Origin of the sequence: Vibrio sp. SCSIO 43009 (assembly GCF_023716525.1) — a bacterium.
In the GTDB taxonomy this organism is placed as follows: Bacteria; Pseudomonadota; Gammaproteobacteria; order Enterobacterales; family Vibrionaceae; genus Vibrio; species Vibrio alginolyticus.
In genome coordinates, this window is the sequence record NZ_CP071842.1 from 2,979,830 (window position 1) to 3,006,440 (window position 26,611).

General features: G+C 44.9%; 19 protein-coding genes and 1 pseudogene. 11 read left to right on the forward strand and 9 right to left on the reverse strand.

The genetic code is table 11. The annotated features are described in order from the left end of the window. Nucleotides 1–8: 8 nt before the first annotated feature. Nucleotides 9–371, reverse strand: a pseudogene (locus tag J4N43_RS13780) (hypothetical protein). A 238-nt stretch (nucleotides 372–609) separates the two neighbouring features. Between J4N43_RS13780 and J4N43_RS13785 the strand changes: the two are divergent. The 3 genes from J4N43_RS13785 (at nucleotide 610) to J4N43_RS13795 (ending at nucleotide 3,720) form a co-directional block, all read left to right on the forward strand. Further along, the gene (locus J4N43_RS13785) at nucleotides 610–1,524 is read left to right on the forward strand and encodes a zeta toxin family protein (RefSeq protein WP_140062342.1); all 915 of its coding nucleotides are present in this window, start codon (nucleotides 610–612) and stop codon (nucleotides 1,522–1,524) included. Further along, complete coding sequence (locus tag J4N43_RS13790) at nucleotides 1,521–1,814, forward strand: hypothetical protein (RefSeq protein ID WP_039479183.1); 294 nt, start codon at nucleotides 1,521–1,523, stop codon at nucleotides 1,812–1,814. The genes J4N43_RS13785 and J4N43_RS13790 overlap by 4 nt, the downstream gene beginning before the upstream one ends. Before the next feature lie 1,102 nt (nucleotides 1,815–2,916). After that, entirely contained in the window at nucleotides 2,917–3,720 is an 804-nt protein-coding gene (locus J4N43_RS13795) for a MetQ/NlpA family ABC transporter substrate-binding protein (RefSeq protein WP_137281695.1), read from the forward strand. A 94-nt stretch (nucleotides 3,721–3,814) separates the two neighbouring features. On the opposite strand, the gene J4N43_RS13800 is transcribed toward J4N43_RS13795, so the two are convergent. Both J4N43_RS13800 and J4N43_RS13805 read right to left on the reverse strand, forming a co-directional pair. Further along, the gene (locus tag J4N43_RS13800) at nucleotides 3,815–4,090 is read right to left on the reverse strand and encodes a hypothetical protein (protein ID WP_005379716.1); all 276 of its coding nucleotides are present in this window, start codon (nucleotides 4,088–4,090) and stop codon (nucleotides 3,815–3,817) included. 223 nt (nucleotides 4,091–4,313) lie between these two features. Next, nucleotides 4,314–5,033: an SIMPL domain-containing protein gene (locus J4N43_RS13805; RefSeq protein ID WP_054576654.1), complete on the reverse strand. Its 720-nt coding sequence runs from the start codon at nucleotides 5,031–5,033 to the stop codon at nucleotides 4,314–4,316. A gap of 233 nt (nucleotides 5,034–5,266) precedes the next feature. Here J4N43_RS13805 and J4N43_RS13810 point away from each other — a divergent pair, with 233 nt between their 5' ends. The 5 genes from J4N43_RS13810 to dhaR all read left to right on the forward strand — a co-directional run bounded on the left by J4N43_RS13810 (nucleotide 5,267) and on the right by dhaR (nucleotide 13,526). Then, a complete protein-coding gene (locus J4N43_RS13810) occupies nucleotides 5,267–7,030 on the forward strand; it encodes a bifunctional lysophospholipid acyltransferase family protein/GNAT family N-acetyltransferase (RefSeq protein ID WP_213893936.1) in 1,764 nt (587 codons plus the stop codon). 595 nt (nucleotides 7,031–7,625) lie between these two features. After that, nucleotides 7,626–9,578: a PTS mannitol transporter subunit IICBA gene (locus tag J4N43_RS13815; protein ID WP_005379710.1), complete on the forward strand. Its 1,953-nt coding sequence runs from the start codon at nucleotides 7,626–7,628 to the stop codon at nucleotides 9,576–9,578. Between the two features lie 111 nt (nucleotides 9,579–9,689). Beyond that, nucleotides 9,690–10,838 carry a mannitol-1-phosphate 5-dehydrogenase gene (locus tag J4N43_RS13820; protein ID WP_005379709.1) on the forward strand — a complete coding sequence of 383 codons (1,149 nt, stop codon included), beginning with the start codon at nucleotides 9,690–9,692 and terminating at the stop codon, nucleotides 10,836–10,838. An 86-nt stretch (nucleotides 10,839–10,924) separates the two neighbouring features. Next, on the forward strand, nucleotides 10,925–11,455 hold the full coding sequence (locus tag J4N43_RS13825) for an MltR family transcriptional regulator (protein WP_005379708.1): 531 nt from the start codon (nucleotides 10,925–10,927) through the stop codon (nucleotides 11,453–11,455). A 145-nt stretch (nucleotides 11,456–11,600) separates the two neighbouring features. Next, complete coding sequence (gene dhaR / locus J4N43_RS13830) at nucleotides 11,601–13,526, forward strand: dihydroxyacetone kinase operon transcriptional regulator DhaR (protein ID WP_252094117.1); 1,926 nt, start codon at nucleotides 11,601–11,603, stop codon at nucleotides 13,524–13,526. 80 nt (nucleotides 13,527–13,606) lie between these two features. Here dhaR and ptsP read toward each other — a convergent pair whose 3' ends face one another. Genes ptsP through dhaK form a run of 3 tightly spaced genes read right to left on the reverse strand, consistent with a single transcriptional unit; the run spans nucleotide 13,607 to nucleotide 17,717 of the window. Then, nucleotides 13,607–16,006 carry a phosphoenolpyruvate--protein phosphotransferase gene (ptsP, locus tag J4N43_RS13835; protein WP_252094118.1) on the reverse strand — a complete coding sequence of 800 codons (2,400 nt, stop codon included), beginning with the start codon at nucleotides 16,004–16,006 and terminating at the stop codon, nucleotides 13,607–13,609. 1 nt (nucleotide 16,007) lies between these two features. Beyond that, complete coding sequence (gene dhaL, locus J4N43_RS13840) at nucleotides 16,008–16,643, reverse strand: dihydroxyacetone kinase subunit DhaL (protein ID WP_213961948.1); 636 nt, start codon at nucleotides 16,641–16,643, stop codon at nucleotides 16,008–16,010. A gap of 15 nt (nucleotides 16,644–16,658) precedes the next feature. After that, nucleotides 16,659–17,717 (reverse strand): dihydroxyacetone kinase subunit DhaK, encoded by a 1,059-nt coding sequence (gene dhaK / locus J4N43_RS13845; RefSeq protein WP_005379704.1) that lies wholly within the window; start codon nucleotides 17,715–17,717, stop codon nucleotides 16,659–16,661. Nucleotides 17,718–18,070: 353 nt separating this feature from the next. Here dhaK and J4N43_RS13850 point away from each other — a divergent pair, with 353 nt between their 5' ends. Beyond that, a complete protein-coding gene (locus tag J4N43_RS13850; protein ID WP_005379703.1) occupies nucleotides 18,071–19,153 on the forward strand; it encodes a glycerol dehydrogenase in 1,083 nt (360 codons plus the stop codon). Between the two features lie 84 nt (nucleotides 19,154–19,237). Here the strand turns inward: J4N43_RS13850 and glmS are convergent, their stop codons facing one another. Both glmS and J4N43_RS13860 read right to left on the reverse strand, forming a co-directional pair. Beyond that, nucleotides 19,238–21,070, reverse strand: a complete 1,833-nt coding sequence (glmS, locus tag J4N43_RS13855; protein ID WP_005379702.1) for a glutamine--fructose-6-phosphate transaminase (isomerizing) — start codon at nucleotides 21,068–21,070, stop codon at nucleotides 19,238–19,240. A 110-nt stretch (nucleotides 21,071–21,180) separates the two neighbouring features. Next, nucleotides 21,181–21,942 carry a DeoR/GlpR family DNA-binding transcription regulator gene (locus tag J4N43_RS13860; protein WP_005379701.1) on the reverse strand — a complete coding sequence of 254 codons (762 nt, stop codon included), beginning with the start codon at nucleotides 21,940–21,942 and terminating at the stop codon, nucleotides 21,181–21,183. A 433-nt stretch (nucleotides 21,943–22,375) separates the two neighbouring features. On the opposite strand from J4N43_RS13860, the gene pykF reads away from it, so the two are divergent. Together pykF and J4N43_RS13870 are read left to right on the forward strand one after the other, a co-directional pair. Next, nucleotides 22,376–23,788 (forward strand): pyruvate kinase PykF, encoded by a 1,413-nt coding sequence (pykF, locus tag J4N43_RS13865; RefSeq protein WP_005392243.1) that lies wholly within the window; start codon nucleotides 22,376–22,378, stop codon nucleotides 23,786–23,788. 157 nt (nucleotides 23,789–23,945) lie between these two features. Beyond that, nucleotides 23,946–24,632 carry a GntR family transcriptional regulator gene (locus tag J4N43_RS13870; protein ID WP_080996828.1) on the forward strand — a complete coding sequence of 229 codons (687 nt, stop codon included), beginning with the start codon at nucleotides 23,946–23,948 and terminating at the stop codon, nucleotides 24,630–24,632. A gap of 53 nt (nucleotides 24,633–24,685) precedes the next feature. On the opposite strand, the gene J4N43_RS13875 is transcribed toward J4N43_RS13870, so the two are convergent. Then, the gene (locus J4N43_RS13875) at nucleotides 24,686–26,566 is read right to left on the reverse strand and encodes a sensor domain-containing diguanylate cyclase (protein WP_053349687.1); all 1,881 of its coding nucleotides are present in this window, start codon (nucleotides 26,564–26,566) and stop codon (nucleotides 24,686–24,688) included. Between the last annotated feature and the right edge of the window lie 45 nt (nucleotides 26,567–26,611).

Genomic DNA, 26,611 nt, shown 5'->3' on the forward strand with positions numbered 1-26,611 from the left:
CTGCCTCCTTAGTCATTCTCGATGGAGAAGTATTGGCGTAATTCGGTGAGTAGTGTCTTAGGCATCAGCATGTAGATACCCTTGCCAGAGTCCTCGACAATGCTCAGAGTGAGTACTGCTCCATAGTCCAGGTCGTCTTCGAATTCGGTGTAGGTCAGTGCTCGTTTTAGCATTTCGATATCGTCGACGACGACGGCAGATAGGTCCGAAATTGAGGTTAGGAACTAGAGCTCACATTGCAGTTCATCCCATGTCTGTTGGGTTTCAGATTCATCGTGAAATGGCTCGGTGAGAATGGATTTGACTTGTTCTTGTAGTGTTGTGGTGATTGGTAGGATTGTGATTTGTTGAAGGGTAGTTAGCTTGATCATAATTAACTCCATGATTATCAGTATCATAGTGTTAATATGTTTTTGATTTTAAAACTGATTCGGCAATTCCAAACACTTTGAAACGTAATTTTCTCTAATCAGGTTTTCCAGACAAATAACCTCCGCGAAATAAAGGCGAGTTTGAAAATTAGATCTGTATTGCAGAAACTGTTATGTGATAAGTTTTATATTTATGTACAAAACTTGACCGGAAAAATCTCATAGCAGGAGGCATTAAGTGAGATACTATTCAAGGCCATTAGACCAAAATAAATTGGCAGTAGACTTCTTAACTAAGGTGTTAGGCTTAAAAAACACTATTGAACTCGGTGATCATATTCAAAAGCTCGTCGCAGCGGAGAAGCTACTATCTGCAACAGTAAATCAGCCGACGTTAACAAGTGAAGATAGTCGACATACATCCTATCGCACTAATGAACTAAGAGAAGATTTAAGAAGTAGGATATTTGAAGAGCTAATTAGCAACACACGCCTTGATGATGACGACCAGATTAAACTAGGGCGCGGAGGAATCCTGCCTCAAAGCGGGCTAAAGTATGAGCAAGAAGCGGTAATTGTTACTGGTTTACCTGCGTCAGGAAAATCCACCGTATCAAACCTAATTGCAGAACTAAAGGGAGCGGCAATCATTGACTCAGACTATGCAAAAAGAAAGTTTCCTGAGTTTTGTATCCCTCAAGGCGCAAGCTTAGTACATGCCGAATCATCGTTACTTACATCTGGAAGTACCAAGCCTGAATTTGAGGAAGAAAAATCTGTACATGAGTTCATGGTGTCAGAAGGCGCCAACATAGTAATACCTAAAATAGGCTATGATTGTTCTTCTATACGAGGCTTGCGCAATGCATTGATTGAAGCTGGCTATAAAGTCCATTTTGTTTTTGTTAGTGTAGACCGCAAAGTTTCTGCTAACCGCGCCTTTTCTCGATTCTTGAGTACTGAACGTTATGTACCACTCGGACTGGTATTTGATGAGTATTCAAATGACCCAACGTTAACCTATTACCGCATGAGGGATGATTCAGAATGGAGCTCTGTTGGTAAGGTAAATACAGAGGCAGATACTCCCAATGTCATCTATGCTACAGAGGAAAGTCCGCTTATCTCAATTTATGGAGGGGTTGGAGCATGATTGATAGCAAAGACAAAAAAAAGAAGAAAAAGAAAGTAACCGTCGCATACTATAATGGTGTTTACGCCACAGGCTCTAGTGCTCGAGTAGCCAAGGATAATGCGAAAAAAAACAGTAACTATCAAGAAAATGTTTCCTATATATATGAACGAGAAACTCGAGAAACTAGGGCTGTGATAAGAAAAACAAGGGATGCTAGGGCAAATAAACATAAGCTTGCCCAGAAGTATTCAAAATACAGCCAAAAATCTAATGATTCATCTGAGTGTGACTCTCACAAATCATACTAACTAAAATCCTAGATCGCTGGGTCGGTCACATCAGACTGACCCTGTAATCTTTCTCTAAGGCTTATCCTGCCTAACTTCCTGCATGATGTAGTTTCTGTAGTTATCGCGACGGCGTCGTCGGTCCGGTCTCTATCCGGTCTTTAGCTGCGATTTTAGGATTATTTGAGTTGTGCATTTCCTCCCGACGGCGGCGGCAGTAGATGTATTTTTTTCCTGTTGCCCTGACAGTTGCGACGGTTCTGACAGCCGTGACAGTCCCGACAGTAACCAGCTAGATTCACATCCTATTCCACTAACCCAACTCTTAGCCCTAACTCATACCAGATTCGCGCTGTAATCCAGTGTGCCGTTAGTTTTTCCGGTTCCAGTATGAATACCAGGCCCGTGATTAGCTGCTGTTTCTGGTGCTGTGGTTGAGTGCCGATGATTACTGACCTAAATCACTTAAGAGATAACAGACCGATTACCACTGAGGGTAATCGGTCATCATTGAATGCTGTTTTTTCCTGACTGGCTAGTTCTGAGAGCTTTAGGATCATGGGTATCCTTCCCGCCACTGAACTAGCTATCCATCCCATATCTATATTAATAACTTCAGCTAATGGACAGGATGTTGGTTATATTTTTGTTGGTTCCAGCGCGAAGTTTTTCTGGGGTTCGATTCTGGTGTTGAGTGGTATGTATCTGCTCTGATTCGTACTGTACAGACGAGAGAAGGTTCTGATGGTGGATATCACTCTGAGACAGGAAGTGTGACTCTGTAGTGACTACGTGAAGTGTTTCGGCTGACCTGATGGACCGGAGCTTACCGGGAGTAATTGCGGACCAGATATGGAAAGGACTGGAACGAAAAAAGGCTTACGGATTTCTCCATAAGCATTTTTTGTATCTTATATCTTTGGGTACAGTTTCGGTTGCGGTAACTCGTCACTAACCTCGTAATAGCTTTTCCTCTTCCCCTTTTCTTTAACTATTATCTGGCTTTCTATATGTAGCAATGAAACAAAATGTCCGCTCGTGATTTAAACCATTGACCCTCAGACAACTTCTGATAGGATGGACATACAAACGTATAGACGTCTAAAATAAAAATGGAGCTACAATGAAAAGTATTGGTCACTTAAAGAAACTAGCTTTGATTCTCACGGCAGTAGTCGGCTTAAGCGCTTGTGGAGAAAAAGATGACTCTGTCATTAAAGTGGGCGCGACAGTTGGACCACATGCACAAGTAGTCGAGGCGGTAGCGAAGGAGGCAGCGAAGCAAGGTTTGAATGTCGAAGTCATTGAGTTTTCTGACTACGTGACACCTAATGCCGCCCTTAGCGACGGTAGCATCGATATTAACAGCTATCAGCACCAGCCATTTTTAGACAACTTCAACAGTAGCCATGACGCCCAATTAGTATCAATTGGTCAGTCCATTCTTATGCGTATGGGGCTTTATTCTAATAAGTATCGCTCACTGCAAGAGCTTCCAAACAATGCACGTATAGCGCTTCCAAATGACCCTACCAACGGTGGTCGTGGTCTGTTGCTACTCGCCGATGCAGGTTTAATTGAGCTGAAACAGGGTGTTGGTCATAAAGCCGCCCTAACTGATATCACAAAAAACGCAAAGTCATTTGAATTTGTCGAGGTAGATGCCGCTCAGCTACCAAGAACATTAGATGATGTGGACGCGGCTGCGATTACAATGAACTACGTAATGTCTTCTGGTTTAGATCCGAAGAAACAAAGTATCTATCTTGAAGCAAAAGACGCCCCATTAGCAGTCATGGTCATCGCCACTCGTGACGCAGACAAAAATAATGAAGCGTATAAAAAGTTCGTTTCTATTTATCAATCTCAAGCGATTCGTGATTATCTCGATCGCACTTTCAAAGGCACAATCGAAGCAGCTTTTTAATCAATAAAGCAACGAATACTTTGCTCACTAATCAGATAGGAAAGAGGCTAATGTTTTCTCATAGCCTCTTCTTTTCATTACTCACTAAATTGACTCATTGTCGACTTTCAGCTTCTAACTTCATTGCCAAATAAGCTTGGTCAGCAGAAACCAATTCAGGGCGGTTAATCAACTTCCAGAGGAAGTATGGTGGGATTAAAAATACGATGAAGTAGAGAGATTCATGGAAGAAAACATCGGCTATCGTTTGCTGATGCTCCCAAAGTGCCGTCAGTGCAAAGAGCTCTAACATCACGCCTAATACACCAAAGACGACAGAGACAACAATCGCTAAACCCAGTAGTTCTCTAACAAAGTGCTTGTATGCCATGATACTAATTCCTTCTAGCAATAAGTCATACTAACTTACGCTCATAAGAAACAAGTGAGCTTGATTATTATCAAACTCACCTCATCACTGTTAAGAACTTAGTTTTATAAAAAAGTACTTGTATATAGCGTCAGCGAAGACTGATTTCCCTATCACAGAGCATAGATACCTCTACAAACAGAGGGTGATGGAACGACCAACTATTGGCTATATGAGCGCGACTTTAATCAGATAAGTAATATTGAACCGTCGATACCACTCGTACTTTCTTAATGTAAGGCGTGTTGCTGTCTCGGTCATAAATCGAGAACTGCCCTTGAGTTGCACGTTTGATCTTACCCAGTGAACTCTGTGAGTCTTTCGCAAATTTCTCAGCCACTTCACGCGCATTCTTAGTCGCTTCTTCGATCATGTCTGGCTTCACATCATTCAGCTTAGTAAAGCTGTACTCAACACGATTTGCATAAGGATCTTGGTTAAGCAAAACGCCTTGTTTTCCTAGCTCACCTATTTCATTGATTGCCGCTCGAACAACATCAACACTCTGGCTGTAAACCGTAACGGTTCGCGAGGCCAAATAACGATACTCAATGTCTTGCTCGCTCCCATATTGCTGTGCTTTTCTGTCAATGACCGCTGGGGAAGAAAGGGAAACGCTGGTTTCAGGAAGCCCTTTGGCAGTTAGAAAGTCCAAAATCAAACGGGTTTGCTGGTCAATTTCATCAAACATGGCTCCCATATCATTACTCGCCAGAGTAAATTGAATCGGCCAAATCACCGTATCAGCAGGATACTCACGCTCCGACAAACCTTTTACTGTCACGACTCTTTCATAGGCTCGGTATTTCACCGCCGTCTGCTGCATAAAATAGCCAAGGATGCCAAGACCAAGTATCAAACTTAGCCCAATCCAAAGTGCTGCTTTATTGGAAACTCGTTCCATTATTTCCCCCTGATAAATATCAACTTAGCTTAATCTTTGTTCTAGATAAGATAGCCTATCTATTGTTTTAAGAGGGAGACATAACGCGAGTTTTGATTCATAGCACAGTGATATACCGTTTTCTTTAGTCAATAAAGCTTCATTGGTTTGTCACCAAAGGCTCATGCTTTTGCCTCTGAACTGTCATCTGTAATTTCTACTATCCAATCAGCAACTTGTACGCTGAGGTAAATATGGATAGTTCAACCCCTTTTCGTCTCCCTCGTAAAACGCCGTTTGGCATTGGTGAAAACGTTGCTGAATGGGCAACCGGTTTAAACCAACTTGATAAGTTCTACGCCCAACGCCCCGTTAATGCCGATACCAAAACTTTTCTCCGCTTCACGCTGGATATCTTAGGTATCGATTATCGCATTGCTCATGGTTCACTCGACTCAGTACCTAAACAAGGTGCTACCGTCATTGTGGCGAACCATCCGCTTGGTTGTGTGGAAGGCGTCATCTTGGCCGAACTCTTGTTGATGGTACGAGACGATATCCAAATTCTAGCCAATCAATACCTTAAAACCGTGCCGGAGTTAGATCAGCTCTTTATTGGTGTTGATGTGTTTGAAGGCAAAGACGCCGTCAAATCGAATATGAAAGCACTGAGAGCTGCCAATAAACACCTCGCGAAAGGCGGCTTATTGCTTGTCTTTCCTGCCGGTGAGGTTTCCCAGTTAGTCGATGCCAAACAGCAACGCTTGGAAGACAAATCGTGGAGTCGAAGCGTAAGTAGCCTGATCCGCAAAAACAAAGCAACGACAGTTCCAGTATTCATCAGTGGTCAGAACTCGAAACGCTTCTATATGGCAGGGAAAATCCATCCACTTTTGCGTACCCTACTGCTTGGTCGAGAGCTCCTAAATAAACAAGCACAAACCATCGACTTATCTTTTGGCCAATCAATCAAATTCAAAGAGCTCAGCACACTTAACGATGATCAAGTGGTGAACTATTTACGGCTCAACACTTACTTGCTCAATCGAGAGACCCAATCGATGAAACCCTCTTCCTCATCAGAACGGCTCTCTCCAATAGCGGCAGGGTTACCCGTAGGCGAATTGCTTGAAGAGCTGAACAACTTACCAAAAGAGTCCAAGCTGCTAACAAGTGGTGAGTTCGATGTCTACTGCACGGAGTCGCAGAATATCCCTTCCCTACTGCATGAAATTGGTCGCCTACGTGAGCTCAATTTTCGACAGGTTGGCGAAGGGACGGGACTAGCAATAGACATTGACCATTTCGATCATGATTACCTGCATCTGTTTGTGTGGGACAGAGAAAACCAATGCTTGGTGGGCGCGTATCGTTTAGGTCTGGTTGATCAACTGATTGAAAAGCACGGCGTAGCAGGTCTGTATTCACGAACGTTGTTTAACTATGACCAACGCTTTATCGACCAAATGGGTAAATCCATCGAAATGGGGCGCTCAGTGATTGCACAGCAATATCAAAAGAGCATGAGCGCGCTACTGCTGCTGTGGAAAGGCATCGCAACCTTCGTGCATCAAAACCCAGATTACACGCACCTATTTGGTCCGGTAAGCATTAGCAACGATTATAGCGATACTGCACGTCAATTACTGGCTCAATCAATGACACTGCACCACTACGACAACAATTGCGCAGAGTACGTCACACCTTCTAACCCACTTCCTGAGCACCACCGTGACTGGAACACCAGCATGCTCACTGCTCTGGGTGATTTACAGCTATTGTCACGTGTCATTGCCAGAATCGATGAAGGGAAAGGAGTGCCCGTTTTGCTGCGTCAGTACTTAAGCCTCAATGGCAAGCTGGTATGCTTCAACGTCGACCCTGCATTCAATAACGCTCTAGATGGATTGATTATGGTGGATTTGCGCGATGTTCAAGAAAAGACGTTGGCAAGGTATATGGGACGCGAGCAAGCTCATGACTACCTCGTCTATCATACTAATAGCAACGATGATTAAGAACAGTGATTAAGTAGAGAGTTGGGAATCATAAGAAGAACCGTGTGGCGACTCTCTTTATTTACCCTTTAATTAACTAATTAGGCGTGCTCCGTGAAGTGCGCCGAAAAGAATCTTATAGATACAATCTATCGAAAGATCTAGATAGCATTTATCTCACCAATTCCGTCACAAACTTTCACAAAAAACAAAAGCAGACCCAAGTCACACTTTAAATCCACCACAACTCAACACAAAACGTGATATTGATCATCGCAAGTATTTAATTCGAATTTCAAAAAAAATCAAAAGTGATCAAAGTCACAAAGTATTTTAATTTTAAATTTGTCAGAAGATCGGATTGATCACTAAGATTTTTATTGACAGATTTAAAAGTGGCTTTTTGTTATTAAGTTACAAGTTAATAAGTTGAACTTGGTCACTTAAAAACCGTTTCTCAGCCTAAGAAATGCGGGCGTAGATCACGAAAAACCCGTTGTCAGTTCCAATTGGAAAATGTGTGGTAAATTGATTGGGTACTAAGCAATCAAACAAACGGTTTTGGCGAACCGTTTACTACAACAAGATTCATCAGAACATCGAACGGGGAATTGTTATGATATCACCAGATGCCAAGATCAAGATACAAAATTTTGGTCGTTTTCTGTCAAACATGGTAATGCCAAACATCGGCGCGTTTATCGCGTGGGGCTTTATCACTGCTCTATTTATCCCAACTGGATGGCTACCAAACGAAACGTTAGCCTCTATGGTTGGCCCAATGATTACCTACTTGCTGCCACTACTTATCGGTTACACCGGTGGTAAATTAGTTGGTGGCGATCGTGGTGCGGTAGTCGGTGCAATCACAACAATGGGTGTGATTGTCGGCACAGACATCCCAATGTTTATGGGTGCAATGATGGTCGGCCCAATGGGCGGCTGGGCTATCAAGAAATTCGATAACTACATCGATGGTAAAGTAAAAAGTGGCTTCGAGATGTTGGTTAACAACTTCTCTGCGGGCATCATCGGCATGCTATGTGCGATCCTTGCTTTCATCTTTATCGGTCCATTCGTAAAAATTCTTTCTGGTGGCTTGGCGGCAGGCGTTAACTTCCTAGTTTCTGCTCACCTACTACCACTAACTTCAATCTTCGTTGAACCTGCGAAGATCCTGTTCCTAAACAACGCGATCAACCACGGTATCTTCTCTCCGCTAGGTATCCAACAAGCGTCTGAAACAGGTCAGTCGATCTTCTTCCTAATCGAAGCAAACCCAGGTCCTGGTCTTGGTATCCTGCTAGCTTACATGGTGTTTGGTAAAGGTACGGCTCGTCAAACTGCAGGTGGTGCATCAATCATCCACTTCTTCGGCGGTATCCACGAGATTTACTTCCCATACATCCTAATGAACCCTCGCCTAATCCTTGCGGCTATCGCAGGTGGTATGACTGGCGTATTCGTACTAACTATCTTTAACGCAGGTATCGTTTCTCCAGCATCACCAGGTTCAATCTTTGCAATCTTGTTGATGACTCAGAAAGGCTCAATCGTTGGTGTTCTAGCGTCTATAGCTGCAGCAACAGGCGTGTCATTCGCCGTAGCAGCACTGCTAATGAAGACACAAACGTCCACAGAAGAAGACGGTGATGAAGCAGCACTAGAAAAAGCAACATCACAAATGAAAGACATGAAATCTGCATCTAAAAACGATGCGGTGGTAAACAGCCAAAGCAAAGGTGACGTAGACCTAGCGACAGTACAAAGCATCATTGTCGCTTGTGATGCGGGCATGGGCTCGAGTGCAATGGGCGCGAGCATGCTACGCAAAAAGGTTCAAGACGCAGGTCTGAACATCCACGTAACCAACCTTGCCATTAACAGCTTACCAGAGAGTGCAGATATCGTGATTACTCATAAAGACTTAACGGATCGTGCACGTAAGCATGCTCCAAACGCACACCACATTTCATTGACTAACTTCCTAGACAGCGAGATGTACAACCAGCTAGTCACCAAACTACTAGCAGCGCAAAACCAATCCGCAGCCAATGACGACCAAATGGTAAAAGTTTCGCTCGTGGCAGCAAACGACGACAACTTCGAGCCACAGCAAACGTCGGTGTTCCAAATCCAGCGTGAAAACATTCACCTAGGTTTGAAAGCTGCCAACAAAGAAGAAGCGATTCGCTTCGCGGGCAACAAGTTGGTCGAACTTGGCTACGCAGAACCAGAATACGTAGACGCGATGTTTGAGCGTGAAGCATTGGTTCCAACTTACCTAGGCGAATCTATCGCAGTGCCTCACGGCACGGTAGAAGCGAAAGACCGCGTGAAGAAAACTGGCATTGTAATCTGCCAATACCCATCGGGTATCCAATTTACTGAAGACGACGATGATGTAGCGAAACTGGTTATCGGCATTGCCGCTAAGAACGATGAGCACATCCAGGTGATTACCACCATTACGAACGCGCTCGATGAGCCGGAGGCAATTGAGAAGCTAACCAGCACCAACGATGTGGAAGAGATTCTAAACATCCTTGGCGGTCAACAAGCGGCTTAATTACCCCTTTAATTTGCTCCTGAGGCAAATGAGGTCAGCTGTCACCCCCTATGCGGTTGGCCTCCCCCTAGTTTCGTAAGTCAACATTTTAGACATTGGTAGGTAAGAATTATGAAAAACGCAGTTCATTTTGGCGCAGGTAACATTGGTCGTGGCTTCATCGGTAAACTATTAGCAGACGCAGAAGTCGAGGTGACATTCGCAGACGTTGACGCTCCACTCGTCGATCAGCTGAGTCACAAGCAAGAATACAAAGTAAAAGTGGTGGGTACTGAGTGCCAAATCGACACAGTAACTCACGTCACCGCGGTTAACTCCGCCAGTGAAGATGTCATCGACCGCATTGTAAAAACCGACTTGGTAACAACAGCGGTTGGCCCTAACGTACTGGACATCATTGCAAAAACCATCGCTACCGGCATTGCTAAACGCTTTGCAGCAGGTAACGATAAACCATTGAACATCATCGCGTGTGAAAACATGGTTCGTGGCACCACACACCTAAAAGGTGAAGTGTACAAACACTTGGATGAATCATTACACGCGAAAGCAGACGAATTGGTTGGCTTTGTCGATTCAGCGGTAGACCGCATCGTGCCACCAGCAGAAGCGGCGAACGATGACCCACTAGAAGTGACGGTAGAAAGCTTTAGCGAATGGATTGTGGATGAGCAGCAATTCAAGGGCGAAATCCCTGACATAGCTGGCATGGAAAGAACCAACAACCTAATGGCATTCGTAGAACGCAAGCTATTCACTCTCAATACAGGCCATTGCATTACCGCTTACCTAGGTTGCTTGAAAGGCCATCGTACCATTCGTGAAGCAATTGAAGACCCAAGCATTCACGCTGAAGTAAAACAGGCGATGCAAGAGAGTGGTGAAGTGCTGATCAAACGTTACGGCTTCGACCGTGACATGCACAACGCCTACATCGAGAAGATTTTAGGACGCTTTGCCAACCCTTATTTAGTTGATGAAGTTGATCGTGTTGGTCGCCAACCAATTCGTAAATTAGGTGCAAACGATAGATTAGTGAAGCCTTTACTCGGTACAATTGAGTATGGCACTGAAAATCAAACACTTTTGAAAGGCATTGCCGCTGCGTTGAAGTACACTAACGACACTGACCCACAAGCCGTAGAGCTACAAAACTCATTAAAAGAAGTGGGTGTGAAGAAGACGCTAGCGACATACACAGGTCTTGCAGAAGACAGTGATGAAGTGGCTCAAATCGAGACACTTTACAACCAACTTTGATTTACCTAGGGGAGCTTGGCTCCCCTTCTATGTCCTTCTCTGCTTGAAGAGTTGGGATAGCTAATAATTAGAAATGTATTCAGTATATGGCAGATAACATCAACGAAACCGAGATCATTGAGCGATTAAACAGCGCACCATCGGTACGAGGCTTTTTCATTGCAGCAGTCGACGTTTTTAACGATTCGATCGACGGGTTGGTGCAAAGAATCTTTCGTAAAGATAACTTCGCTGTTCAATCGGTTGTCGGTCCGCTGCTACAAGACTCTGGACCGCTGGGCGATCTATCTGTTCGTTTGAAGTTATTGTTTGGCTTGGGAGTGCTCCCCGATGACATTTACCACGACATCGAAGACATCATCAAACTCAAAAACCAACTCAATAGTGACGCTTCAGATTACGAATTCACTGACCCGAATATTCTAGAACCAATTAAGAAACTGCACTTGGTGAAGAAAATGGGCATGGTGCAACTGGAAGTCAGCGAACCAGATGACGACATCGACCTTGAGTTTTATCAGCTACAACTGCAACGTCAACAACAAATCATTAAGTCAGGGCTCTCACTTGCCATTGTCGAGATTTGCAATGAGCTCGGCAAAGACAGCCCTTTTTAATCGAAAAACTGGCAAGGAAGCCTCCTCAACTCGCCCCTCTTTTTGCACATTCTTCTATACAACGTGCGTGAAAGCCATCACAGTCCATATTCCGATGTCTCTGTAACATCAGACCAATCTATCGCTAGTATTGAAACGGGATCGCATGCTTTCAATCGAAGACACTAAAACTAAGTGGGAGTTTTTCCAGAAACACCACTGGGTATCTCCAGAATTTTCCCGCACTCCCGTCCTCGAATCGTGGGAGCGTTGCATAAAGCAATGCAGCCCTTACACCTGGTCAAAGCCACATATTGCCTCTGGATTTACCTTCTCATCTCTGATGAAACGCAACGAGCACCTCATCGAATGCGCCACGACCGTACTTGAAGACACTTACGACATGCTAGGGGACGAAGACCTGCTATTGATGGTAACCGATGGCAACGGCTGTATTCTCTCCACCGTCGGGCACGACTCTATGCGACAAGAGATGCAAGCGCTCGGCATAAAACAAGGCTGTTTTCTCTCCGAAGGAAAGATAGGCACAAATGCAGTCAATCTCTGTATCAACACTCATATCCCGTGTGAAGTTTTTGCTGCCGAACATTTCAATCGCCACTTGCACTCTTATGCCTCTGTAGCGGCGCCTGTTTTCGACCAATTTGGCAAATTACGCGGTACAACATGCCTTTTCAGAAAAGCGGAAAGCTATAAGAAAGAAGACTTAGTCATCATCGCGTCGAGCGCGAAAGAAGTCAGCTTGCAAATCCACATTCAGTCGGAACAAGAAAACATGAACCGCCTTACTTGTGCGCACAACGCAACGTTAGAATGCATGGATGACGGCCTTCTGGCCTGGGATGAAGAAAGCCGTATAACCATGGTAAATCACCAATCAGAGCGCTTGTTAAACATTGAAGCCAGTCAGGTCTTGGATAAAGAAGTCTTTTCTGTTTTACGCTTCCCACCGAATGTCCTTACTAGTATTGAGTCAAGTGCGAGCATAAACCGTAAACTCACAACGGTAGAGGTTCGTGGCGAGTTTGTTGAGGCGATCATCACCTTGCGTCCACTCAACGACGGCACACACTTATTGTTCTTGCACCCTATCGATAAAATTCGCGAACTTGCTCAACAACAAATAGGTGGCAGTGCGCGCTATACGTTCAGCACTTTGCCCGTCATTTCACGAAAAATGAAGCATGTCATTACCGTGGCAAAACGGGCCATAAAGTCCAAATCACCGATTCTAATTACGGGTGAAGAAGGTGTAGGAAAAGCCACTCTCGCCATGGCGATTCATAACGAAAGCACCTACAAAGAAGGGCCGTTCATTACGCTCAACTGCCGCTCCATCAATACAGAGCAACTGGTCAAAGAAACCCTGGGGTATGACGAAGGGCAAGGCATGCCTTCAAAGTTTGAGCTCGCCCATGGCGGTACGCTCTTTTTAGAAAAGGTGGAATATCTGTCGCCCGATTTACAAGCCGTGCTACTTAAGTTGTTAAAAACTGGGCTCGTCAGCCGCAGCGACAGTTTGCGATTGATCCCCGTAGACTTTCAACTTATCACGAGCACCGCGTCAGAGATCAGCGAGTATGTCACTCAACGCTCATTTGGTCGGCAACTTTATTATGAAATCTCCTCGAACGAGCTGCATATTCCGCCACTACGAAAGCGTAAAGAAGACATTGAATTTCTCGTCCAGCAGCTTATCAGCCATTATGAACGCCGCCACAATGTGACTATCTCGATAGAGCCAGTCGCACTGGAAGCGTTGATGAATTTTCGTTGGTCAGGCAACAACTCTGAATTAAGAAATCGAACTGAGCGAATTTTGCTTAACCGCAGTTCCAACTTAATCAAGCTGAACGATATTCCTGAAGACATTAAACTGAATTCTCGCCATACCGCAGAAAATACGCCAGTAATCACGTTAGAAGAAGCCGAGAGAAGAGCTATCGTTCAAGCTTGGAATCAGTGTGATGGCAAAATGCATGATATGGCGAAAGCATTGCAAATTGGCCGCACGACCTTATGGAGAAAAATTAATAAGTTTGGGCTGCAGGAGCAAATGAAGCTGTATTAAGCCGTGAATTGGCGTTCCTATAACAAAAGTAAAACCGGCGTAAGCACGCCGGTACAGATGTACTAACGATAAGGTATCGATTAAACATCGACAGACAACTGACGAATCTGCGCTTTTAGTCCCGGGAGCATACTTGAACTGGCGCTGAATTTTCGCAACCCCACGCGAAGCAATGTTTCTGTGGCATTTGGATCGCCAGCCATCTCACCACACATACTAACCGGTATGCCCGCGCGATCGCCTGCTGCACACGTGAGCTCAATGGCTTTTAGTACCGATGGTTCAAAGTAGTTCACCAATTCAGCAACGGCGGCGTTACCTCGATCGGCGGCCATAACATATTGAGTCAAATCATTGGTGCCGATAGAGAAAAAGTCGACTTCTTGGGCTAACGCATCAGCATTTAATACCGCGGCTGGCACCTCAATCATAATACCAACGGGCAAATGAGTCGCATCCAAGCCGAGTTGGCTTGCTTGATGCGCCAACAGCACTTTTACTTTTCTCACTTCTTCAACCTGAGCCACCATCGGTATCATCAATTGAATATTCGATTGCTCGTGAAAGGCTCTCAGAATGGCTCGAAGTTGAGCGGTAAACAATGACTCATGTTGAAGGCACAACCGCACCCCTCTCAAACCTAAAAATGGATTATCTTCCGCTGGCATAGGATAAGCGGCTAAAGGCTTATCACCGCCAACATCTAGACTACGAATCGTAAGTGGCTTATCACCAAGTGCGGCGGCAATATCACGATACACTTGGTATTGCGCTTCCTCAGTTGGCAACTCATCACTGTTTTGAAATAGAAACTCAGTCCGAAATAGACCAACGCCCTCAGCTCCTGATGTTAGTGCATCATCAATATCTTTCGGTCCACCAATATTGGCGAATACTGGAATATGGACACCATCACAGGTGACTGCGGCTTGCTGAGCACTCGCTAGTGCACTTTGTCGGGTGCTTTGCCACTCAATTTGTTGCGCTTCTAATTCCTGTTGTATGGCATCTGAAGGAGAGAACCATAAATGCCCTCGAAAGCCATCAATAGTCACCACTTGCCCAGCACGCACAGCATCAAGACAACCCTGAGCTTTAACGATGGCAGGAATCCCCATCGCACGAGCAAGAATCGCACTGTGAGAGGTTTTCCCTCCTTCACTCAAACAGATACCAAGCACTTTAGGTTTATCAAGCCCGGCCACATCAGAAGGCATCAGGTCACGGGCCAACAAAATACTCGGTTCCTTAATGTCGATGGCATTAGGCGTTACGCCTGTCATTTCGACCATAACTTGGCGTGCTATATCATGCACATCTGCTTCGCGTTCCCGCATGTACTGACTTTCTGCCTGGCGAAACTCTTTGGCCAACGTTTGCAGTGATTCTACCCAAGCTTGCTCGGCTATCATGCCCGTTTGAATTCGCGACTCGACCGATGCCCATAATTCTGGGTCACTGAGCATCATGCTATGAGCGGAAAATATTTCCCCTTTCGGCTGCTTCGCTTGCTCCTGCAAGTGTTGAAAAACCACGCCTATCGCACGCTTAACCCGTTCAATTTCATCTTGTTCACTTTGGAAATCACGTTCAGGCACAGCTGGCATTTCATGAGTAAAAAGGACAGCAGGAGCAGTAGCGATACCGTCATTGACTCGAATACCAACAACAGCACCTTCAATCTGATTTGAGGCCATGCCATCGAGCAGAGTATCTGAACTTTCTTCAGGTTCGACAATGCCTTGCTCAACCGCCTCTTTTTCTCCGAAGTGCTCACTAGCTAAGGCTTCAAATGCCTTGATTGCTTCACTGGATTGAGGTCCAAGTGCGCATAAGGTGATCGTCTCTTGACTACGAACGCCAAGTTTCGCAATGCTGTTCAAGCTTTTCGCGTTCACACGGCGCTCGCCTTTTTTCAACCATAATTGGCAGTCGAAAGGCGCGAGTGCACCAACAATGGCCGCAGCGGGACGAGCATGTAATCCATGCGGATTTTGCACTACCCAATCAAATGTCCGTTCTTGCTCAAAGTTTTCTGATTCTGGCGCTATCTCAGCGGATGTTAGTGGCTGATCACCAAGATGCTCTTGTTTTACGCTTAACGCATTCTGTGCCTCTTCGACTACCGTCGATAAAGGTAGTCCGGCAGCAGCAGCCACCGACGCCGCCATGGTTCCTTCAACAATAGGTGCCGAGATAAGGGTGACATTTTCCCTCACATGATCATCAATCAGGTCCAGAGCCATTTCCGTGCTAAGCAACGCGCTGCCAAGATCCATCAACACAACAACCCCTTGTTGATCTTGTACCTGCTCAATCGCTTCCATCACGGCAATGGCATCGGTTCCGATCGGGTTCTCTGGATCATCAATCCCAGCAGCAATCGCAAGCTTGGCTTTGCCTTGCGTCATTTGGGTGGCAAGTTCTGCCACCCCTTCTGCAAGTCGACGACTATGAGATACAACTACAATTCCCACCATCTTAATTACCTGCTATTGCCTGCTGGAGTGCTTTAATCATTAACAAAGAAGAGGTTGCACCGGGATCTTGGTGACCAATACTACGTTCCCCCAGATAGCTTGCTCGCCCTTTTTTCGCCAACATTTCAATCGTGGCAACCACGTTCGTTTCTGCTAGCTCAACCATTTCATTCAGTAAGTGATCGGCGCTCATGCCATTTTCTAACGACGCCTTCACGCTAACTAAAACGGGTAACCAAACATCACACATGGTTTTATCACCCAGCTCTGCTTTACCACGAGACACCACGCCATCCACACCGCTTTTTAGTGCATCGACCAACTCTTCAAACGTTAGTTGCTCTCGGGTTCCGACAGCGGCAGCCGTGCGAATAAACAGCGTGCCATACAGCGGGCCACTTGCCCCACCAACACTAGAAAGTAAGGTCATGCCCGTATTCTTGAGAATGCTGCCGATATTTTGGTCCGCAAATTGCGGCAGTTTTTCAGCAACTTTTTTAAAGCCACGGTTCATATTGAGACCATGGTCTGCGTCACCAATATCACGATCAAGGTCGGTCAGAAAATCTTGATTCTCTTGATACGTTTTTGCACATAACTCTAGCCAGTGAACGATATGTTGTTTGTCAATTTGCATGTTTGCTCTCCCCTGTTACCACTTGATCGCGGCCGTATCGACAGGAGCATCGAACAGCTCCAACATCTCTTTATCTGCCTTCAGCAACGTAATCGAAACGCCTTCCATATCGAGTGACGTACAGAAGTTACCAACCATATTACGCACGATACGGAACCCTGCTTGCTCGCAGTTATGAGCCAGACGGCGGTACACTCCGTAAAGCTCTGAAGTTGGCGTACCACCCATACCATTCACCATCACGATGTAGTCGTGTTCAGCGGCGAAAGGCTCAATGCTGGATTCCACTTCATCCCATTCACCTTCGTCACGATTCCAAATACGCAATGTGCGCTGATAAGGTGTGTTTTCAGCAACTTCAGCAAACATTTCATCCACTAACGTATCGACATCGGTGTATTTCACTCGCTTGATACCTGGTTCACCATGGATACCAACACCAAACTCCACTTCATCATCTTCCAGAACAAAAGATGGTTTACCTGCTGCGGGTACAACACAAGCATTAAGCGCCACGCCAAATGAACGACAGTGATTATTAACGCGACGAGCCAGTGCTTCACATTGCTCCAACGAATAACCTTTGCTCGCGGCAGCCCCAACTAACTTTTCAACCAATACCGTTCCAGCTACGCCACGGCGACCAGCGGTATACAGGCTGTCTTTGACTGCAACATCGTCATCCACCAACACCGACCCAACTTTGATGCCATCGGTATGAAGCAGCTCCACAGCCGTTTCAAAGTTCAACACGTCTCCGGTGTAGTTTTTAATGATAAATAGCACGCCTTCACCAGTATTCACTTGGTTGCCACATTCGTACATTTGATCTGGCGTTGGTGAAGTAAATACCTCTCCAGGGCAGGCGCCTGTCAGCATGCCTTTACCAATAAAACCTGCGTGCAAAGGTTCATGACCACAGCCACCACCAGAAACCAGTGCCACTTGCCCCGGTGTTTCCTCGTGCCACATGTAACGAGGTTCGTAGTTCGCTTTTAGCTCTGGGCGAGATAAAGCCAGACCTTCCATTTGCTGCAATACAACATCATCAACTTGGTTAATTAACTTTTTCATCGTTCTATCTCATTCCATTTATATTTTTATGTAGGGTATGAATTCATCTTAAACAGAGAAAATGCGTGCTCAACAAAAATCAATCCGTTTCATATTGAAACAAAAACTTCGGCATTATTGTTTCAATATGAAACGAAAAACGACAAATTTTCCTGAATAGTGATCGTCGCCATAAAGCATGCTGATTCTTATTACTTCTGGCAGTCGGTTTGACACAGAGGTCATAAAAGCATGGAACAAAACCAGAGATATCCTTCACCACTTACCACACCAAACCTAATATAAACCTTATCCCTACAATGGATATTCATTGCAGTCCAAAACACACATAAAAAAGGTTAAAGGTTTGAATTATGGACAAAATTATTATCAGCCCAAGCAAATACGTCCAAGGTGAACAAGTACTTACATCTATCGCTCACTATGTGAAAACATTGGGTGAACGTCCGTTAGTAATTGCCGATGAGTTCGTGACTAACCTGGTTGGTGATGACGTCAAACAAAGTTTTGCTGACGAAAAGCTTCCACTCACTATGAACATTTTTGGTGGCGAATGTTCACGCGTTGAGATTGAACGCATCACGGACATTTGTGCCACTCAGAAACACGATGTCATTGTCGGTATTGGTGGTGGTAAAACGTTAGATACAGCAAAGGCTGTTGCGTTTTACACAAAAATTCCTGTCGTGGTGGTTCCTACGATTGCCTCGACTGATGCGCCAACCTCAGCGCTTGCGGTGATATACACACCTGAAGGTGAATTTGCAGAATATTTGATGATCCCTAAAAACCCAGACATGGTCATCATGGATACGTCAGTCATCGCCAAAGCCCCTGTTCGCTTACTTGTATCGGGGATGGGCGACGCGCTTTCCACCTACTTTGAAGCTCGTGCCAACATGACTTCTGGTAAGGCAACAATGGCTGGTGGGTTAGCGACTCGTTCAGCACAAGCGCTTGCGAAACTTTGCTATGAAACCTTGCTTGAAGATGGTGTAAAAGCAAAAGCTGCAGTAGAAAATGGTGTGAGCACCAAAGCGGTAGAAAACATTATTGAAGCCAATACATACCTTAGCGGTATCGGTTTTGAAAGCAGTGGTCTAGCGGGTGCTCACGCTATTCATAACGGCCTAACTAAGCTTGAAGAGTGTCATCATCTCTATCATGGTGAGAAAGTCGCGTTCGGCACACTAGTTCAGCTGGTACTAGAAAACGCAGCGATGGAAGAGATTAATACGGTTCTTGCATTCTGCCGCTCTGTAGGTCTACCAACCAACTTATTTGATATGGGCGTTAAAGAGCTTAACCACGCTAAGTTGCGCGAGGTCGCCGAAGCCTCAACGGCCGAGGGAGAAACCATCCACAATATGCCATTCCCAGTGACGGCAGAAAATGTCTACTCTGCAATTCTAACCGCTCACCAGTTGGGTCAATAACTCACAAACCTTAAAATGGGTTTAAATAAAAAAGCGGCACATACTCTCGCATGTGCCGCTCAGGATTTTTGCTGTTAAGCGTAATTACTCAACCGTTACCGCTTTCGCTAGGTTACGTGGTTGGTCTACGTCCGTACCTTTGATCAGTGCTACGTAGTAAGACAGCAACTGCATTGGGATGGTGTAGTAGATCGCCGCCGTGATTTCACTAACGTGAGGCATAGTGATGATCTTCATTGTCTCATCGCCTTCGAAGCCTGCGTCTGCATCTGCGAATACGTATAGAAGGCCGCCACGCGCACGCACTTCTTCAACGTTTGATTTTAGCTTTTCAAGTAGGTCGTTGCTTGGTGCAACCACAACAACAGGCATGTCAGCATCAATTAGAGCCAGAGGACCGTGTTTCAGTTCACCCGCCGCGTACGCTTCTGCGTGGATGTACGAGATCTCTTTCAGTTTTAGAGACGCTTCCATCGCGATTGGGTAGAACTCGCCACGGCCTAGGAACAATGTGTGGTGCTTGTCTGCAAAATCCGTTGCAAGTGCTTCAATTTCTTTCTCGAAAGAAAGTGCCGCGTTGATTTGCTTAGGAAGTGCGTGTAGCGCTTCAACAATCTCTTTTTCTTTCTCTTTGCTGATGCGACCTTGCTCTTTACCCAGTGCTGTTACCAGCATAAGTAGTGCAGAAAGCTGAGTCGTGAACGCTTTGGTTGAAGCCACACCGATTTCAACACCAGCGCGAGTCATGAACGCAAAATCTGATTCACGAACCAGAGAAGAGCCTGCTACGTTACAAATGGTCATCGCCGCCATGTAACCTTTCTCTTTTGCTAGGCGAAGTGCTGCTAACGTATCTGCAGTTTCACCAGACTGAGACAACGTAATAAGAAGGCTGTTTGGACGAGTCACAAACTTGCGGTAACGGAATTCAGACGCAATTTCTACATCACAGCTAACGCCTGCAATGTCTTCAAACCAGTAACGTGCCGTCATACCTGCGTTGTAAGACGTACCACACGCCACGATTTGTACGTGTTCTACTTTGCTTAGAATGTCTGCCGCGTGCACACCGATCGCGTCTGTCACAACAGAATCTGACGTGATACGACCTTCCATTGTGTTGATCAACGCTTTAGGTTGCTCATAGATTTCTTTTTGCATGAAGTGACGGTATTGGCCTTTATCACCTGCATCATGCTCTGCATTAGATTCAACAATTTCACGCTCAACTGGCTCACCCGTTGCATCAAACACAGTGACTTCACGGCGAGTAATTTCTGCTACGTCCCCTTCTTCTAGGTACATGAAACGGCGCGTAACGTTAAGTAATGCAAGTTGGTCAGACGCTAGGAAGTTTTCACCTACACCAAAACCGATCACGATCGGGCTGCCTGAACGTGCTACTACGATGCGAGATGGGTCTTTGCGATCCAACGCTACCGTGCCGTATGCGCCTTCAAGTTGTTTTGCTGTTTTTTGTACCGCTTCTAATAGCGTTTCTGAAGTACGAAGTTCCCACTCAACCATGTGTGCGATAACTTCTGTATCCGTTTGCGATTCAAACACGTAGCCACGAGATTGAAGCAGCTCACGCAGCTCTTCATGGTTTTCGATGATGCCGTTATGGACCACTGCGATATCACCAGACATGTGTGGGTGAGCGTTGATTTCAGAAGGTTCACCGTGCGTCGCCCAACGAGTGTGCGCAATACCAGTTCCGCCGATCACTTTTGCTTCTTCTACTGCATCAGCCAATTCTTGTACTTTACCCAAGCGACGAACGCGCGTTAGGTTTGATTCGCCATCAACAACCGCAACGCCAGCAGAGTCGTAACCGCGGTACTCTAAGCGGCGTAGACCTTCAACCAAAATTTCTGCAACATCTCGTTGTGCTACTGCACCTACGATTCCACACATGTGTTTATCTCCGTTTGTAGTTTTGTTCTTCCCTAGCCATGATTTCAAATAGAGGCAGCAAGCAAAGGCCTTTATCCAGAGGGAAGTAAAATATGAAACTGATTACATTATTAGGCGCAAATGACTTTCACGCCATGTTGTTCAATCTGTACTTTATGCTCTGCTTGGATATCTGCATCGGTCACCAACACATCAACTTGATGCCAAGCGAGCTCTAAGTTTGGGATCTTACGGCCGATTTTTTCGGACTCGATCATTACGATCACTTCACGTGACGCTTCTGCCATTACCTTACTTAAGCCAACCAACTCATTAAATGTCGTGGTTCCACGCTCGAGATCGATGCCATCCGCACCGATGAATAATTGGTCAAAGTCGTAAGCTCGTAATACAGATTCGGCCACTTTGCCTTGAAAGGACTCTGAGTGCGTATCCCACGTACCGCCAGTCATCAGCAGTGTCGGTTCGCTCTCTAATTCATTTAGGGCGTTAGCAACATGCAACGAGTTGGTCATGACCACTAAGCCACGTTTGTCATTCAACTGTTGAATCAGCGCGGCAGTCGTGCTGCCACTGTCGATCACGATGCGATTATGATCGCGAATCAATGATGCAGCTGCTTTTGCTAAGCTTAACTTTCGAGTCGAAACATTAGCGCCCAATTCTTCGTGAATGACTTCCTTTGGGATAGCAATCGCACCGCCATAGCGGCGTAGAAGTTGGCCGTTTTTCTCTAAAGAAGCTAAATCCTTTCTAATCGTGACCTCTGAGGTTTCGAATTTCTGAGCAAGTTCATCAACGCTGACTTCTCCTAGTTCAGAAACCAAGTTAGAAATGGCGTGTCTTCTTAATTGAGTATTTCGTTTCGACATTTAAGTTTTGATTTTAAGTTTCGATGTGAAACTTATTATAGTCAAACCGAAACTTTTAAGTCCATTTATTTCGATCCAAAAAATTAATATTTCTCGATAAAACCTTGTCCTAAGACAATTCTTAAACAGTGATATTGGATTCATTCAGTGGTAGAATTCGCCACCGAAAAGAAAAAAAATTACAGAATTGAAGGCTATTTTTTTGCAACTTTCTGCATATAAAGTGGGATTAGTCACAAAAAGGTAACCAAAATCGCCGATCTTTTAGTCATAAAATGACTAAACTTGGTGAAAGACTTTCAGAATCTGAAGTTCTAATAATGAGACGAAAAATCGGTGGGTGGCAGGTACTAAATGTCATCAAAAACGTCCTGACTTCAGAGTAAATAACCGACTTTCAAATTGTAACTATACTTACCGGAGAGTATCTTCCATGAAAAAGACCAAAATCGTATGTACGATTGGCCCTAAAACAGAATCTGTAGAGAAGCTAACTGAACTAGTTAACGCAGGCATGAACGTAATGCGCCTTAACTTCTCTCACGGTGACTACGAAGAACACGGCACTCGTATCGCGAACTTCCGTAAAGTAATGGAAGCTACTGGCAAACCACTAGCAATTCTTCTAGATACTAAAGGTCCAGAAATCCGCACTATCAAGCTAGAAGGCGGTAACGATGTTGATCTAGTAGCAGGTCAAGAATTCACTTTCACAACTGACACTTCAGTTGTAGGTAACAAAGATAAAGTTGCAGTAACTTACGCTGGTTTCGCAGCCGACCTAAACGTAGGTAACACTATCCTAGTAGACGACGGTCTAATCGAGATGGAAGTTATCTCTAAGACTGAAACTGAAGTTAAATGTAAAGTTCTTAACAACGGTGCACTAGGCGAAAACAAAGGTGTTAACCTTCCTGGCGTTTCTGTAAACCTACCTGCACTATCTGAAAAAGATAAGAACGACCTTAAGTTTGGTTGTGAGCAAGGCGTTGACTTCGTAGCAGCTTCTTTCATCCGTAAAGCGTCTGACGTTCAAGAAATCCGTGAAGTACTTGCTGCAAACGGCGGCGAGAACATCCACATCATCTCTAAGATCGAAAACCAAGAAGGTGTTGATAACTTCGACGAGATCCTAGAGCTTTCTGACGGCATCATGGTTGCACGTGGTGACCTAGGTGTTGAAATCCCAGCTGAAGAAGTAATCTTCGCTCAGAAAATGATGATCGAGAAGTGTAACCGTGCACGTAAGATGGTTATCACAGCAACTCAAATGCTTGATTCTATGATCAACAACCCACGTCCTACTCGTGCGGAAGCAGGCGACGTTGCTAACGCGGTAATGGACGGTACTGACGCAGTAATGCTTTCTGGTGAAACGGCGAAAGGTAAATACCCTGTTGAAGCGGTAACTATCATGGCTCAAATCGCGAACCGTACTGACTCAGCGCTAAAAGCTGAACTAGGTTCTCGTCTAGACAGCCCACGCCTACGCATCACTGAAGCAGTATGTAAAGGTGCAGTAGACACAGCTGAGAAACTAGCTGCTCCACTTATCGTTGTTGCAACTGAAGGCGGTAAGTCTGCACGTTCAGTACGTAAGTACTTCCCAACTGCAAACATTCTAGCGCTAACAACTAACAAGAAAACTGCTGCACAGCTAGTTCTAACTAAAGGTGTTACTCCTGTAGTTGTTGATTCAATCGAAAGCACTGACGCATTCTACGTAGCGGGTAAAGAACTTGCTCTAGAATCAGGTCTAGGTAACAAAGGCGATATCGTTGTTATGGTTTCTGGCGCTCTAGTTGCTTCAGGTACTACGAACACAGCTTCTGTACACGTACTATAAGACTGAATTTTTAACATTTCAGTTTATTGAGAAAGAGGGCTTATGCCCTCTTTTTTTATATGGCTTTCTTGCTCTCATAATAGGCTAATTGTATTATTTACCTCTATCAGAATTTCGTACTGTTTAATTTTATCGTCACGATTAAAGTTTCTATGAGGTGTATGTGTCTAGTCCCACTCTTACCGACAAAGTATTAAGAATGATCAGTCAGGATATTCTCGATGGCGAGCTTAAACCAGGTCAAAAACTCGTGGTTGCCGAACTCAAAGAGAAGTACAGCGTAGGAGCGTCACCCATTCGAGAAGCATTGGTGCAATTATCTTGGAGCAAATACGTCAAACTCGAGCCGCAAAAAGGCTGCTGGGTTGCACCTGTGTGTAAAGATGAGTTACATGACTTGTACGAAAGCCTGCAAATGGTCTCCGCATGCTTACTCAGTAAGGCAATTACGATTGGCGATGAAAAATGGGAACTGGATGTACTAACTGCTTATCACAAGTTATCCCGAGTAAAACCTGGCGAAAGCTTTTGCTGGAGGGAATGGGAAGAGCGCCAAAATCAGTTTCTTACTGCGCTGTTTGAAGGTGCTGGCTCTGTCAATATGTTTGGGTTTTTCCGCGATCTACTCACGCAAATTAAACGCTACCAATACTTCGCGATGCAGATTTTAGGCACAGGGAACCCTGGGCACTGTACTCTCGATGAGCAAGAAATACTGATGAAGGCATCGCTAGACAAAAAGAGTCAGGATGCTTTAGGTTATCTAGAGCGTTATTTGAGACAGTCAATACAGTGTATCGAAGCCGCCATCGACAACCAATGTCGCATACTGGCTAGCGAATAACGCTGAGACTAAAAAGCGGGGGTCTATCCCCGTTTTTCGTTTTTGTAAAAGCACTAAGCAATATCATCATAACTATGACATAGCGATACGCAGTTACGCCCTGCACTTTTTGACTCATACAAAGCAATATCAGCACATTTATACGTTCTTGTACGATCAGAGGTTAAATCACTATACCCAGCACTGACAGTAATGCCTCTATCACTACGCATTTGAACCGCGACACGTAGCCTGTTCAATACAATTTCAGCCTCTTCTAGTGTTGTATGCGGCATAATCACTGCAAATTCCTCACCACCGACACGAGATACAAAGTCTGTGCTGCGGACTTCTTCTAGGAGGGTTTCTGCGACACTACAAATCACCTTGTCTCCTTCGTCGTGGCCAAGCTCGTCATTAATACGTTTAAAGTGGTCAATATCAAACAACGCCAAACAAGCAGGAGGGCTATCAGGATAGCGTTCAATAATCCCCGCATATTGCGCCAATTGCTCTTCAAATTTTCGGCGGTTCCACAACCCCGTCAAGCCATCTTTTTCGCTTAGGTTTCGTAATTTTTCTTCTAACTCTTTTTGCCCAGAGATATCCACCAGCGACGTAATGTAATAACTCACTTTACCTGATTTGGTTAAATTCGCCTGAATACGCATTATTGCGGTAAAGACTTGATTAAACTTAGTTCGACAACGAATCTCCCCTTCCCATACGTGTTCACTCTTCAGTATTTTCCAGATACTCAGGTTTGCTTCGAGATCTTCAGGTAAGAGAATTAAATGATGTGCACTCCAACCTTGGGCATGCTTGGTTGAGTAACCCATCATGTTTTCAAACTCTTGATTAACCATGATGATTCTATGTGAAGCATCCGAGATCATCACCGCAGTCATACCATCAAGAGCAGCTCGAGCCAACTTCGATTCCATACTATGACGCCGATAATGCAGAGCAAGGGCTGCCGTCGGCAAAGTGAAGCCGAGCACCAAACTTAGAACAAAAAACGCTTCTTGGATTAAGTCATCAATGTCCCTCTGAGCTCGGGATAATAACTGCTCATTGGTAAGATCAATAACCAGATGAAGAGGTTCGCTAGAAACAAACTGGATGGTGCGATACGCGACCAAATTCGAACCATTGTAAGCATAGCCCGAATCTTTTGAATTTAAACTACGCCAAATGTTTGGGTACATCCGGCCAAAATTAAATTGAGAGCGAGCGGGAATTATATGGCCATACAAACGAGCTGATTTAGGGCTATCAATGTAAAATCCGTCACTCTTAATCAGCTCAATATGGAAATCAAGCACTGACGAATAGTTGAGTCGAGAGGATAAATAGTCAATATCAACATTAAGCACAAGATACCCTTCGCGCTTTCCGTTAAGCGAAATAGGCATCAAAATACGCAGTGACGGACTATAGGGATAGACTAACTCGCCATACTCTCGTTCTAAACCTATCCCCCACGAAGCGATTTCGCCATCGTCTAAGTTCTTAGCGAATTGAAAGTAATCTCGCTCTGACTTATTTTGCAATTTGATCGCGGGCAACGCAGCGCCTGTTTCAATATCATAATTAATCCTCACTTTTTCTCGACCAGAAACATCAAGAAAGCGAATTTGCTTATACAACTTTTGATTGATTGCGACCGAGATCCACATGTCTTCTAAGATGGAACGGTTCACCCGGTTAGGTTGGCGCAGATATTCATACAGACTTTGGCTGTGACCAAGTAGGTCACTGATCGTTTCGATTTGATCCTGAATATTGCTGTATTCACGGCCAGTATAGGCCAATTGATGTAACGCTTCTTGAGCGGTGTTCTCAACATTGTTTTCTAACAATGTCAGATATTTCTGATAGTAGTAAGCGGCAGTGAGTGCACTAAAAAATAGTGCTGTCGCCAATAAGGTGCCGACTCGCTTAGGTACTTTCACACGTCTAATGCCTATCATGCTTACTAAAACGACAATTATATCATT